The sequence below is a fragment of the Sulfitobacter sp. GN1-4 genome (genome assembly GCF_055693825.1).
Genome location: NZ_JBVFUQ010000003.1, coordinates 2,130,050 through 2,143,401, shown reverse-complemented (window position 1 = coordinate 2,143,401; position 13,352 = coordinate 2,130,050). Strand labels below are relative to the sequence as shown.

12 protein-coding genes and 1 pseudogene are annotated in these 13,352 nt (G+C 60.1%); 7 read left to right on the top strand and 6 right to left on the bottom strand.

The genetic code is table 11. The annotated features are described in order from the left end of the window. Window positions 1-70: 70 nt before the first annotated feature. Window positions 71-1,750: a BCCT family transporter gene (locus ACZ1HM_RS11120; protein ID WP_472742827.1), complete on the bottom strand. Its 1,680-nt coding sequence runs from the start codon at window positions 1,748-1,750 to the stop codon at window positions 71-73. A gap of 284 nt (window positions 1,751-2,034) precedes the next feature. Next, complete coding sequence (locus ACZ1HM_RS11115; protein ID WP_472742826.1) at window positions 2,035-2,787, bottom strand: RNA methyltransferase; 753 nt, start codon at window positions 2,785-2,787, stop codon at window positions 2,035-2,037. Window positions 2,788-2,915: 128 nt separating this feature from the next. Here ACZ1HM_RS11115 and ACZ1HM_RS11110 point away from each other — a divergent pair, with 128 nt between their 5' ends. Beyond that, a complete protein-coding gene (locus ACZ1HM_RS11110) occupies window positions 2,916-3,536 on the top strand; it encodes a thiamine phosphate synthase (RefSeq protein WP_472742825.1) in 621 nt (206 codons plus the stop codon). 29 nt (window positions 3,537-3,565) lie between these two features. Here ACZ1HM_RS11110 and ACZ1HM_RS11105 read toward each other — a convergent pair whose 3' ends face one another. Next, complete coding sequence (locus tag ACZ1HM_RS11105) at window positions 3,566-4,210, bottom strand: hypothetical protein (protein ID WP_472742824.1); 645 nt, start codon at window positions 4,208-4,210, stop codon at window positions 3,566-3,568. Between ACZ1HM_RS11105 and ACZ1HM_RS11100 the strand changes: the two genes are divergently transcribed. The 4 genes from ACZ1HM_RS11100 (at window position 4,209) to ACZ1HM_RS11085 (ending at window position 7,714) form a co-directional block, all read left to right on the top strand. Further along, the gene (locus ACZ1HM_RS11100; RefSeq protein WP_472742823.1) at window positions 4,209-5,027 is read left to right on the top strand and encodes a DUF4198 domain-containing protein; all 819 of its coding nucleotides are present in this window, start codon (window positions 4,209-4,211) and stop codon (window positions 5,025-5,027) included. The two genes, ACZ1HM_RS11105 and ACZ1HM_RS11100, sit on opposite strands and share 2 nt — an antisense overlap. A 36-nt stretch (window positions 5,028-5,063) precedes the next feature. Next, a complete protein-coding gene (locus ACZ1HM_RS11095; RefSeq protein WP_472742822.1) occupies window positions 5,064-5,948 on the top strand; it encodes a PfkB family carbohydrate kinase in 885 nt (294 codons plus the stop codon). Further along, window positions 5,945-6,856, top strand: a complete 912-nt coding sequence (locus ACZ1HM_RS11090) for a pseudouridine-5'-phosphate glycosidase (protein WP_472742821.1) — start codon at window positions 5,945-5,947, stop codon at window positions 6,854-6,856. Before ACZ1HM_RS11095 ends, ACZ1HM_RS11090 begins: the two co-directional genes overlap by 4 nt. 111 nt (window positions 6,857-6,967) lie before the next feature. Beyond that, the gene (locus ACZ1HM_RS11085) at window positions 6,968-7,714 is read left to right on the top strand and encodes a DUF502 domain-containing protein (RefSeq protein ID WP_472742820.1); all 747 of its coding nucleotides are present in this window, start codon (window positions 6,968-6,970) and stop codon (window positions 7,712-7,714) included. A 110-nt stretch (window positions 7,715-7,824) separates the two neighbouring features. Here ACZ1HM_RS11085 and ACZ1HM_RS11080 read toward each other — a convergent pair whose 3' ends face one another. After that, complete coding sequence (locus ACZ1HM_RS11080; RefSeq protein ID WP_472742819.1) at window positions 7,825-8,859, bottom strand: patatin-like phospholipase family protein; 1,035 nt, start codon at window positions 8,857-8,859, stop codon at window positions 7,825-7,827. A gap of 3 nt (window positions 8,860-8,862) precedes the next feature. Continuing rightward, entirely contained in the window at window positions 8,863-9,636 is a 774-nt protein-coding gene (locus ACZ1HM_RS11075; RefSeq protein ID WP_472744604.1) for a 3-hydroxybutyrate dehydrogenase, read from the bottom strand. Between the two features lie 310 nt (window positions 9,637-9,946). On the opposite strand from ACZ1HM_RS11075, the pseudogene ACZ1HM_RS11070 reads away from it, so the two are divergent. Both ACZ1HM_RS11070 and ACZ1HM_RS11065 read left to right on the top strand, forming a co-directional pair. Next, window positions 9,947-11,787 (top strand): annotated as a pseudogene (locus ACZ1HM_RS11070) (extracellular solute-binding protein). Between the two features lie 49 nt (window positions 11,788-11,836). Then, complete coding sequence (locus ACZ1HM_RS11065) at window positions 11,837-12,499, top strand: aquaporin (protein WP_472744603.1); 663 nt, start codon at window positions 11,837-11,839, stop codon at window positions 12,497-12,499. Between the two features lie 178 nt (window positions 12,500-12,677). Here the strand turns inward: ACZ1HM_RS11065 and ACZ1HM_RS11060 are convergent, their stop codons facing one another. Beyond that, window positions 12,678-13,277 (bottom strand): helix-turn-helix domain-containing protein, encoded by a 600-nt coding sequence (locus ACZ1HM_RS11060; RefSeq protein WP_472744602.1) that lies wholly within the window; start codon window positions 13,275-13,277, stop codon window positions 12,678-12,680. Between the last annotated feature and the right edge of the window lie 75 nt (window positions 13,278-13,352).

Below are 13,352 nucleotides of genomic sequence, written 5' to 3'. Positions count from 1 at the left end.
TGGGGCGTCAAATGCAAAAGCCCCGGCGCGCGATGGCACCGGGGCTTTCCTTTGGATCTGTCAGATCAGGTTATTCCGCAGGCACGGACCCGTCGATGTCAGAGGACAACGTGGGCACGCCCGCCGCTTCGCGACGGCCATCGTTCCAGATCGCCTTGATCAGCGACAGGCACATCAGCACCATCACGATGGAGAAGGGCAACGCCCCGATCACCATCGCCGTCTGAATGGCCGATGTCCCGCCTGAGATGAGCAAACCGCCCACCACCAGCGCCAGCGCCGCACCCCAGAACAGGATGTGTGGACGCGCCTTGGGGCCTTCATCACCGGCCGCATTGATCGTGTTCACGATCAGCACCGCAGAGTCAGCAGAGGTCACCAAGAAGGTCATCAGCAGCACCACGATCATCAGCGCAAAGCCCCAGGCCAGCGCCTGGCTGATGGGCGACAGCATGAATTCGGTCATGGCAAAGATCTTGTCGCCATTGGCCGCATCCAGGATCAGGCCACCGGCCCCGCCGTTCAGTTCCAGGTCAATCGCTGTGCCACCGGCCCAAGCGAACCAGACAAAGCACATCAGCGCCGGTACGATCATCGCGCCCAGCACGAATTCACGGATGCTGCGCCCGCGTGAGATACGCGCCAGGAACAGACCCACGAATGGTGCAAATGCGATCCACCAGGCCCAGTAGAACACAGGCCACCAGCCCTGCCACTGCGCCAGCAAGAAGGCTTCAGAGCCGTCCACACCATCAGAGCGGTAGACGTTGAAGCTCAGCCAAGGCAGCGCGATGAGGTATTCATAGATACCTACAAAGAACGCCCAAGCGCCAAACCAGGTTGCGCCAAAGATGATGAAGAAGCCCAAGAGGACAATCGACAGCACCATGTTGATGTTGGACAGCCACTTGATGCCCTTACCAACCCCTGACAGCGCCGACAGGGTTGAGGCTCCCATGATCACCAGAAGGGCCACGATAATGCCCAATGTGGTCGCACCGCCATCTGCCTGCATCAAGCCGCCAATGCCGATCCGCGTGAGGCCCGCAACAAACTGCTCAACGCCAAAGCCCAGGGTCTGCGCCACACCAAGGATGGTCGCCACAACTGCCACGATGTCAATCAGGTGACCCAGCGGGCCAGAGAGTGATTTGCCGAACAGTGGTGTCAAAGAGGACCGGATGGTCAGCGGCAATCCGCGCCGGTAGCAGAAGAACGCCAGGCCCAAACCAGCAACCGCATAACACGCCCATGCGCCCAGACCCCAGTGCAGATAGGACCAGACGTAGGCAGGCAGCAGGTTGTTTTCGCTCAGCGCGTCTGACGCCCCTTGGATCACTGATGGGTTGTTTTTGAAATGCGCCACAGGCTCAGCCACGGCCCAGGTCAACATGCCCACACCGATACCGGCACCGAACATCATAGAGAACCATGAAAAGTTGCTGAACTCTGGCTTTTCGCCGTCCTGGCCCAGGTTCAAGCGTCCTGCTGTTGGCCAAAGTGCAAGCCCCAGACAGGTGATCACGAAGAAGGCCACAACCCAGATGTACCAGGCGGCAAAATTCGCCAAAATCGTTGAGTTCCAAGCGCCCAGCACCTTGCCGGCCCACTCTGGCCAGACGATGGCCCAGACCACCAGTACGGAGATAATAATCTTACTGATAACGGTAACGCTAACGCTGAAACCGCTATAAAAGCCCTTGTCCGCCGTGTTGATCGGCAGATCTGTAAGGGGTGGTTTGATAGCCATAACACATGTCCCTGTTGTTTTTATGGTAAAGGAAAGCCTACTGCGACAGAACGTCACCACCAAGTTAATTAACCCATTGAAAATCAATGAGTTGCGATAAATTGATGATTCTTGCTCAACGGGTATGCTGAGATTTTGGGCAATCTTAAGATGGCGGTGCCAGGCGGCGAGCGGGGTGGGCTGAAAACACCCTTTGGCCAGTGTCCATCAGTGTCGTAGCTCCCTGCCCGCAACCGGGCCGCTTGTTGGCCTTTGCGGATGCGGTCGCCGCCCCGTATCGGCGCTCAGCCGCGGTCTTTCCACCGCACCATCTGGCGCATCATGCCGTGCAGCATCTGCACATCCGCACGCGTCAGCGGCATGCGCGACCACATGTTGCGCAGATTGGTTTTCATCGACGCAGCCTTGTGTTCAGGGAAAAAGAACCCTGCCTCGTCCATACGGTCCTCATAATGACTGGCCAGATGCTCCACCTCGGCACCTGTGGCCCAGTCCGTACCTGCAAGCCCGTCGTCCTGCGCTAGCACCTCACCGGTTTGACGCATCCATTCATAGCCCACAAGCAGCACACATTGCGCCAGGTTCAAGGACGGAAAGGCCGGATTGACCGGCACGGAAACAATCGCATTGGCGCGCGCGATGTCGTCATTTTCCAATCCAGCGCGTTCCGGTCCAAAAAGCACGGCAACCCGCTGGCCTGCGGCAATCCGCTTGGCCGCGTCTTGCATGGCAGCCTCTGGGCTGAACACCGGTTTGGTCAAATCGCGGTCCCGCGCGGTGGTGGCAAAGACGTAATCGGCATCGGCCAGCGCCTCTGGCAGGTCCGCGCACAGCCGGGCCTCATCCAGCAACCGCCCAGCACCTGAGGCCATCGCCACTGCAGCAGGGTTCGGCCATCCGTCGCGGGGGGCGACCACGCGCATGTGATCCAGGCCAAAGTTCCACATCGCGCGCGCAGCGGCACCGATGTTTTCACCCATCTGCGGGCGGACCAGGATCATCGCGGGGATGGCGGGGGCGTGAACGGCTTGAGACATGTGCGCGGCATAGCTCGGTCCTGCCAGCCCCGCAAGCCAGGACACACCTGCGGCTTGATTGTGCCAAGGGAGTTTCTTTTTGTCCGCCCTTGGGTTACTCACCGCGCAAGAGGTCAAAGGAAGCCCCCATGGACGCGCCAGAACAGCCGCAAATCTATTTGATTACCCCCGCAGAGATTGACCTAAACAGCTTTTCCCAAAGTCTTGCCGCCGTCTTAGACAGCCATGACATCGCCTGCGTGCGTCTGGCCCTGTCCACGCGGGACGAAGACCGTCTGTCGCGCGCAGCAGATGCGTTGCGCGAAGTGGCCCATGCGCGGGACGTGGCGCTGGTGATCTCTGATCATGTGATCCTGGCGGAACGGCTGGGGCTCGACGGCGTGCATTTAAGCGACGCGGCACGCTCAGTGCGGCATGCGCGCAAAGAGCTTGGCGAAGACGCCATCGTCGGTGCGCATTGCGGTCCTTCCAAACACGACGGGATGACAGCTGGTGAAGCGGGCGCTGACTATGTCAGCTTTGGCCCGGTGCAGGCGCATGCCTTGGGCGATGGCTCCTTTGCACCGGCGGATCTGTTCCAATGGTGGTCTGAGGTGATCGAAGTGCCCGTGGTTGCCGAAGGCACGCTGGACGCGCAGATGGTGTCAGAGCTGGCCCCATACACGGATTTCTTCGGCATCGGGGATGAGATCTGGGGCGAAGATCAGCCCGCAGAGGCGCTGGCCGCGCTCAAGGCCGCCATGGCCTGAGGGCCATCAGGGTAGCGCATCAAAGACCCCTAACACCCGCTGCGCACAAAGCAGGTGATGCCCCGCCACATCCGGCCAAATACCGTTTCAGACGTGTTCCGACCGGTGCCAACCGCAATCTCGGGGCTGGCATCGCCGCCATAAAGATAGCCGGTGAAAGGCGCATCCACCCCTTGCTGGCGCAGCACCATTGCACCACTGCCCTGAGGCCAGGACACCACCGCAACGGCGGCATTTGCAGGCACGGGCCCCGTCAGCGTCCATTCCGACACCCGCGAAAGCTCAAACCCCAGCCCTTCTGGCACCACCACGCCCGCACTTGTCAGCACCACGCCAGTTCCATCCACGCGCAATAAGGGCTGCGCGTTCCATGCGGCCAAAAGCTCTGGCGCGCGGGCGGCGATCTCATCAACGGTGAGCGCGCGCAGCGCATCATAATCAGCCGCATTTTCCGCATCGTTGATGTCATCCAGCGCATCCAGATTGACCTGCGCCAGAAACGCTTCGATATTCAGACGCAGAACCAGCGTTGCCGTACCATCAGCGACGCTCAGATCCGCAATCGTTGGCTGCACTTCATGCGCCCGCAGGCTGCTTGCCATGCCCAGCGTCAGCGTTGACAATGCCAGCAAACAGACCAGCTTAACCCCGGCAAGAATGAGAGATTTCAACATGTTCCTATCCCGTCTACTGCCGTTGGTGTTTTGCGTTTTGCCGCTTGGGGCCATGGCGCATGAATTCTGGATTGAGCCTGAGGCCCACGTGGTGCCCTCGGGCGGCACGCTGAAGGGGTATTTCAAGAACGGCGAGAACTTCAAGGGGGCGACCCTGTCTTATTTCGATCGCAGTGCTGCGCGTTTTGATATGGCTGCGGCAGGCGAGGTGACAACGCTGTCCCCGCGCGCAGGAGATTCCCCCGCCCTCGACGTGCCCGCCCCAGTGGCTGACGGCCTTGTCACTGTGGTGCATGAAACAACGCCATCGTTTGTGAGCTACAAAGAATGGCCCAAGTTCATGAAATTCGTGGCTCACAAGGATTTCGCCACGGCTGAGGCTGATCACCGCGCGGCGGGGTGGCCTGAGCAGAACTTTCGCGAACGCTATACCCGCCATGCCAAGGCGCTTTTTGCGGTTGGCAGCGGTGCAGGGGCTGATCAGGTGATGGGGCTGAAGACCGAATTCACCGCGCTCAGCAATCCTTATGCCGAAGGTTTTGACGGGGTCATGCATGTCGCCCTCAGCTTTGAAGGTGCGCCGCGCCCCAATGCCCAGGTTGAGGTCTTTGCGCGCGCGCCGGACGGCGCTGTGGCGGTCACGCTGCACCGCACCGATGCGGACGGACAGGCCCGGATCCCGGTCAACCCGGGCCACCAGTATCTTTTCGATGCGGTGGTGCTGCGCCCGTCGACCGATGTGGGCGACAAACCCGAACGTCCGATCCTGTGGGATACCTTTTGGGCCGCACTGACCTTTGCGGTGCCGCAGCAATAGCTTGCCTCTTGCGTTTGCGCATCCTACCACCGCGCTATGACATACGTACCTGAAATTCTTTGCATCGGCTCTGTCCTGTGGGACGTGATTGGCCGGTCAGAAACCGCGATGCGCCAAGGCTCTGACATGCCGGGCCGCATCACCCGCCTGCCCGGCGGTGTGGCCCTGAACATCGGCATGGCGCTAGCGCGCTTTGGGCTGAAACCTGCCCTGCTGAGCGCGGTGGGCCGGGACGCCGAAGGCGATGAGCTGATCACAGCCTGTGCGGCCCGCGCGCTGATCACCGATTATATCTACCGGTCTGAGGATCTGCCAACAGATCGCTATATGGCGGTCGAAGGCTCAAACGGGCTGATCGCGGCGATTGCCGATGCGCATTCGCTTGAGGCTGCGGGCGACAAGATCCTGCGTCCTTTGCAAGACGGCACCCTGCCCGCGCCCTACCGGGGGGCGGTTGCACTTGATGGTAACCTCACGCTTGATCTGCTCAGCCAGATGGCACAAAGCCCGCTTTTGGCCTCGGCTGATCTGCGCGTGGCCCCTGCCTCACCCGGCAAAGCGGCGCGGCTGGCACCTTTCGTGCAAGCGCAACGCGGCACGCTCTACGTTAACCTCGAAGAGGCGGGCGGCTTGTGCCAGACCACATTCGCCCATTCCCGCGACGCGGCTGAGGCGTTGCTGGCGCGGGGGGCCAAACGCGCGGTTGTCACCTCAGGCGGGGCCCCCGCCACTGTGGGCAGCAGCGATGGGCTGATCACCCAAACACCCCCCGATGTGCATGTCGCGCGCATCACCGGGGCGGGCGATACCTTTATGGCCGCGCATATTGCGGCAGAACTGAAAGGCCTGGGCGCTAAGGCGGCCCTCGATGACGCGCTCAAAGCCGCGGCGCTTTATGTATCAGGAGAGACCAAAATATGATCCAGGTGACATACAGCGCCGAGGTGGCAGAAGCGCGTGCAAAAAACGGACCCGTTGTGGCGCTGGAAAGCACGATCATCACCCACGGCATGCCCTACCCGCAGAACCTTGACGTGGCCCGTCAGGTTGAAGCGGACGTGCGCGCGCAAGGGGCTGTACCGGCCACCATCGCGGTCATGAACGGCAAGCTGCATGTCGGCTTGGAAGACACTGAGCTTGCCAGCTTGGCGCAGGCGCAGGGCGTGGCCAAGCTAAGCCGGGCCGATATGGCCGTGTGCATCGCCACAGGCGGCACCGGTGCCACCACGGTGGCCGCGACAATGATCGCGGCACATCTGGCGGGCATCGCAGTCTTTGCCACGGGCGGCATTGGCGGCGTGCACAAAGGGGCCGAGCACAGCTTTGACATCTCCGCCGATCTGATGGAGCTGGCGCAGACCCCGGTGACCGTCGTGGCCGCCGGGGCCAAGGCCATTCTGGATGTGGCCAAAACACTCGAAGTGCTGGAAACCCAAGGCGTGCCGGTCATTACCTACGGCCAAGACAGCTTTCCTGCTTTCTGGTCGGCCAGTTCCCCTTTGAAATCACCGCTGCGGCTGGATGACGCCGCAGACATCGCCCAAGCGCACGCCACGCGCGCGGCCATGGGGTTGCCGGGAGGGCAGCTGATTGCCAATCCGATCCCTGCCGCGGACGAAATCCCCGCTGCCGATCTGGCCCCGATCATCGCGCGTGCGCAGGCCGATGCAGATGCGCATGGGATCGTTGGCAAAGCGGTCACTCCCTACCTGTTGCAACGCATTTTTGAGCTGACAGAGGGGCGGTCCCTGACGGCCAATATTGCACTGGTGCGCAACAATGCCCGCCTTGCAGCCCGGATTGCGCAAGCGCTGGCAGGACTTGGGTGATCAATTCGGTGGCACATACCTGAAAAATGCGCCCTGCTTTCCTTGGTGCCATTGTGGTGGTCTGAAAAAGCCCCTAGCTAATACTGACTATTTTCGGGACCCATCCACCCAATGAACACGCCTTTTGATGTTGAACCCCCTACGCCGCGACGCGGCAGTCTGATCAGTTCCTTGCGCGCCTCTTTCCTGACCGGTCTGGTGGTGATCGCCCCTGTCGGGCTGACGATCTGGCTGATCTGGACCGTGGTAGGCTGGATCGATGGCTTTGTGCTGCCGCTGGTGCCTTCCGCCTATCACCCTGACCGGTTGCTGCAGGACTATCTGGGCCTGGATCCCTCGGTGCAGATCAACGTGCGCGGGCTAGGGGTGGTGATCTTTTTGATCTTCACCATCATCGTGGGCTGGATGGCCAAGGGTTTTCTGGGCCGCTCCTTTATCCGCTTTGCCGAAGGGCTGGTGGAACGCACCCCGGTGGTCCGCTCCATCTATTCCGGCATCAAACAGATATCTGAGACGATCTTTGCCCAGTCTGAGCGCAGTTTTGAACGCGCCTGCCTGATTGAATACCCCCGCCGGGGCATCTGGGCGCTTGGCTTTATCTCAACCCATGCCAAGGGTGAGGTGGCGGATAAAACCGGTGCGACGCCTGAGGAGGAAATGGTTTCGGTCTTTGTGCCCACAACGCCAAACCCGACCTCAGGCTTTTTGCTGATCTTTCCAAAATCAGACGTTGTGGAGCTGGACATGTCGGTGGAGGACGCGGCCAAGCTGGTGATCTCTGCCGGGCTTGTCTATCCCTCGGACAAGGGCAAAGAGCTGGCTGATAAGCTGGCCGAAGACGCCAAAGCGCTGTCCTAGTAGCTTTGAAGCGCGTGTGAAGAGGCGTGAAAGCGCGCGCCCAGCCAGATCATGCCACAGGCCAACGCCCCCCTGCCCGCAATCCCCAAGCTCCTTAGACGCCCACCAGATCAGCTGAACATCGCGCGCAGATCAACGCTGCTGTGCACGCCGATGTCATCCTTGTGATCGCGCAAAAACTCCTCTGCCGCCTTGATCCCGGCTGTCTTGAGGGTGCCGATGATCGTGGGGTTTGGCACCAGCTTTGTGGCCACCGACAGCTGCGCCATCAGCGCATCATCGGCAATCATATGCACCCGAACGCGGCTCATACTGTCAGGATCAACGGCCCCTTTGTCCAAAAGACGTTGCACAAAATCAATCGCACGCAACTCTCTCAGCAGGCTGGAGTTGAAACTGATCTCATTAATCCGGTTCTGGATTTGCTTGGGCGTGACGGGCAGTTCTTCGCGTTCCAACGGGTTGATGTTGATGATGACAATGTCATCGGCCACATCCCCGCTATAAAGCGGAAAAAGCGCCGGGTTCCCGGTATAGCCACCGTCCCAAAACGCCTCCACCCGGTTGGTGGAAGGATCAAAGATCTCAACCGCTTTGAACACGGTCGGCAAACAGGCAGATGCCATGATCGCATCCGCACTGATCTCATTGCCGGAGAACACTTTGATTTTGCCGTTGCGCACCCGTGTGGCGCAGATGTGCAAATGCGGTGCGACAGAATTGCAGACCTGATCGTAATCGAACTTGGCCACAATATCGCTCAGCGGGTTGCGATAGAACGGGCCCAAGCCGTAAGGCGTGGCCATCCCAGCAGCCGCATCTGCCATCGCGACGGGCCAGGAATATTCGATGGCATGGCTCAGCGCGCCGATGCCAAAGGGGGCCATCCATTGCATAAGCGTATCATCTGACACGCCCGCCACCTGTTCCCAAAGCCAGGTCAGATTCTCGCGCGCGCCCTCAGCCCCGCCTTTCACCCAGCCCGCCTTGAGCGCCGCACCGTTCAGAGCACCGGCTGAGGTGCCTGAGATGCCGGTGATCTCAAGCTCAGGTTCTTGCAGCAGACGGTCCAATACGCCCCAGGTAAAGGCACCATGGGCACCGCCCCCCTGAAGGGCCAGGTTAATGCGTTTTTTGGCTGGCATGGGCTACAGCGCCGTCCAACCACCATCGACACTGACAGTCGTGCCGGTGATCTGTGCCGCGGCGTCTGAGCACAGGAAGGTCACCGTGCCGCCAAGCTGTTCTACTGTGGCGAAATCCTTAGACGGTTGCCGCTCCAGCATGACTTTCTTGATCACTTCCTCTTCGGTCATGTCGTATTTCGCAGCCGTATCGGGGATCTGCGCCTCAACCAGCGGCGTGCGAACGTAGCCGGGGCAGACAGCATTTGCCGTGATCGGCTCTTGTGCGGTCTCCAGGGCAACGACCTTGGTCATGCCGACCACACCATGTTTGGCGGCGACATAGGCGGATTTGTAGGGCGATGCCGTCAACCCATGCGCAGACGCGATGTTCACCACCCGGCCCCAGCCTGCGGCCCGCATCATGGGCAGGGCTTCGGCTGTGGTGTGAAAGGCGGATGACATGTTGATGGCCACAATCGCGTCCCACTTTTCAATCGGGAACTCAGGCACCGGGGCCACGTGCTGAATACCGGCGTTGTTGACCAGGATATCACAGCGCCCCGCTTGCGTGATCAGCTGGCGGCATTCCTCACCCTTGGACATATCGGCCTTGATATAGCGCGCGCTTACCCCTGTGGCGTCGGCGATCTCACGGGCCAGCGCGTGATCTTCTTCGCGGTCAGTAAAGGAGTTCAACACAACATCAGCCCCCGCGCGCGCCAGCTCCCACGCTACGCCCAAGCCAATCCCGGAATTGGATCCCGTGATGACTGCGGTCTTGCCTGCCAGGTCGATTGTATAGGCCATGCCTCTCTCCTTTTGGTAATGCTGCGGGTGCATAATGACCTGCCGCGCCGGGGAAGGAAACGGCAGATCGTACAGGACAGGATCACAAATATCTGCCAGGCTCAGGCAAAAAAAAACGCCAGCACGAAGCTGGCGTTAAGTTATTGAGGCAGGTTTCATACAGGCAAGAAACCTATCGAGCAGTGACACCCTTATAAGTGATGAACGGCCTTTCGCCAAGCCTAAAGTTTTGACTCCCGCCTGCGCGCGCAGCGCGGTAGGGTCAAGAAAACAAGGGCAGAGCAGGATTGTTGCTGATATGGGGATGGATTTTTTCCTGAGGCTGCGGGGCGTTGTAACGGCTTCTTCACTGATTCTTTGCGGCGGTCTGGCGCAGGCCGAACCGCAGCATGGGCTATCTATGTATGGCGATCCAGCATTGCCACCGGATTTTGTGTCCCTGCCCTATGCCAACCCTGATGCGCCCAAAGGGGGGCGATCACGCTGGGCAACACCGGCGGCTTTGACAGCCTTAATCCTTTCGTGCGCAAAGGCTCGGTGCCCTGGCAGCTGCGCTTTTTCACCCATGAAAGTCTGATGGGCCGGTCCTGGGATGAACCCTTCAGCCTCTATGGCCTGCTGGCCGAATCGGTTGAAGTGCCGCCATCTCGCGCGTGGGTTGAATTTACGCTCAGGCCAGAGGCCGCCTTTTCCGATGGCAGCCCTGTAACGGTCGAGGATGTGATCTTTTCCTACGAACTTTTGGGCACCGAGGGGCATCCGCGCTATCACGGTCTTTATCGCCAGATCGACAGCATTGAGGCGACAGGCCCGCGCAGCGTCCGCTTTACCTTCAATACCGAAAACCGTGAACTGGCACTTTTAGCCGGGATGCGCCCCATCCTCAGCAAAGCGCAGTGGGAGGGTCAGGATTTTGCCAATGCCCCCCTGCAAGAGATCCCGCTGGGCACAGGCCCCTACCAGATCACCGATTACGATGCAGGCCGCCGCGTGGTGCTCAGCCGCAACCCCGATTACTGGGGGGCCGATGTGCCGTTCCGGCGCGGCACCCATAACTTTGATCAGATCACGCTGGATTTCTACGGCGACGGCAATGTTCTGTTTGAGGCGTTCAAAGCAGGCGAAATTTCAGCGGGGCGTGAATTCAACGCGGAAACTTGGGCCACGCAATATACCTTCCCCGCGATCCAACGCGGTGAGGTCATCAAATCCACCTTCCCCCATCAAAAGCCGTCCGGCATGACGGGCTTTGTCATGAACACCCGCCGCGCGCCGTTTGATGACTGGCGGGTGCGGGATGCGCTGATGCAGGCGTTTAACTTTGAGTTCATCAATGAAACGCTCACCGGCGGCGCGCTGCCCCGCATCACCTCCTATTTCTCCAACTCCAGCCTTGCGATGCAGCCCGGCCCCGCACCGGATGAGGTCGCGGCCCTGCTGAAACCTTTCGCAGACACCCTGCCCCAAGGCACGTTGGAGGGCTATGCCCTGCCCGTATCTGACGGCACTGCCCGCAACCGGGCTGGCATCCGTGCCGCTATGAAACGTCTGCAAGAGGCAGGCTTTTCCGCCCAAGACGGGACCATGCGCGCACCAGACGGCAGCCCGCTGAGCTTTTCGATCCTGGTGTCAAAAGGCAGCGCACAGGATTTCTCCAATTCCGAAAAAGCCGCAGAGCTTTATGTGCGCGCCCTCGAACGCCTTGGCATCGACGCACGGGTTGAGGTTGTCGACAGCGCCCAAGCGGTGCAACGGCTGGACCAGTTTGATTTTGACATCACAACCTTCCGCCGCGCGCTGTCTCTCAGCCCTGGCAACGAACAGCGCTTTTATTGGGGGTCAGATGCCGCAGATCAGCCAGGGTCGCGCAACATGATGGGCGTGCAAAGCCCCGCCATCGACGCAATGATTGACACCATGCTCACCGCGCGCACGTCAGAGGATTTTAACGCCGCCACCCGCGCGTTGGACCGGTTGCTGACCGCGGGCCGCTATGTGATCCCGATCTGGGAGTTCAACGAAGGCCGCATCGCCCACCGGGTTGAGATGAAATACCCGAAGGTCATCCCGATCTACGGCGACGGCCCAAACTACATGCCTGAGGTTTGGTGGTGGGACGATACAGCGTCACAAGATTGAAACATCCCGCCGGTAGCAGCCTTCTGGTGCACATCAAGTCAGGAAAGTCATCATGATCCGTCGTCTAAGCGCCGAGGCCCTTGGCACTGCCTTTTTGCTGATCGCCGTCATCGGTTCTGGCATCATGGGAGAGACTTTGGCAGGCGGCAATGTGGCCATCGCGCTTCTTGCCAATGCCATTGCGACGGGGTGTATGCTCTATGCCATTATCACGGTGCTTGGCCCAATTTCCGGCGCGCATTTCAACCCTGCGGTCAGCTTGGCGTTTTTTCTGCGCGCGGAGCTAAGCGGCAAAGACCTGTGCGCGTATGTGCCTGTCCAGGTGCTGGGCGCGGTGCTGGGGGTCTGGGCGGCGCATCTGATGTTTGATCTGCCGATCTTGCAAAGCTCTCAGACCCTGCACCGCACGGGCGGCGCACAGTGGTTCTCAGAAGTTGTCGCAACTTTCGGCCTGCTGTTCGTAATCTTCGGTGGCCTACGCGCACGGGCGGATGCGGTGCCCACTTTGGTGGCGCTTTATATCACGGGGGCCTATTGGTTTACGTCCTCCACCAGCTTTGCCAACCCAGCCGTCACCATTGCGCGCGGATTTTCTGACACCTTTGCGGGGATTTATCCCGGCCACATCGCGATGTTTGTGGTGATGCAATTGGTTGGGGTGGCGGTGGGCCATGTGGTGCTCAAGGCGCTTTTTGCGCAGGATCAAGGGTGACACGCCCATCGCGCATCCAAACGCCTGATCGTTAAAGCTCCGCACGCTGCGACACCAAATGCGTTGACGTTGAAATCGCTCAACAAAGGCGATGTGTCCCCGCGGGGACAGATGTTTTTCCCCCAATAGCGGCTCAATTGGTAAATGCTGCACTACATTCCGGCACATCTGAGGACGCTTACACTAGCGAGGTCACCCACAAAATCGTCGCGTCCTCAGCACTGATTGAGACAACGTTGTGCCCCATCGTCCCATCGTAATAGGCGCTGTCGCCCCGGCGCAGCTCAACGGGTTCATAAAACTCGGTATAGAGCATGATCACCCCGGTCAGCACATAGAGGAACTCCTCTCCATCGTGCCGCACCCAGCCCTCAAATTCTTCCATATCACGCGCGCGGATGCGGGCGCGGTAGGGCAGCATCTGCTTTTTGCGCAGGCTTTCGCCCAGAAGCTCATGTTCATATGTGGTTGTGGCTTTGGCGGTGCCTTCACCGGTTTTGGTCACAGCCATGCGCCCGTTGATCTTTTCGGCCGCTGGCGGTGTGAAAAGCTGCGGCACAGAGATTTCCAACCCAACGGCCAGCTTTTTAAGCGCGTCATAGGTGGGCGACATCTGCCCGTTTTCAATCTTGGACAGGGTGGAGCGCGCCAGCCCCGCTTGCTTGGCCGCTTGCTCTAGCGTCCATTTGCGGCCTTTGCGCAATTCACGCACGCGCGCGCCCAGGTCAACCGGTGGCACCGTGTCTGAGCCGCTGCTTTCGCGGGCCAGTTGGATCATCTTGGGCGCGTAATCTTTGTTCATGCGGGAGATATATCTGGCTCTACCGATGCTTGCAACGCGCGCGCGGCTGGG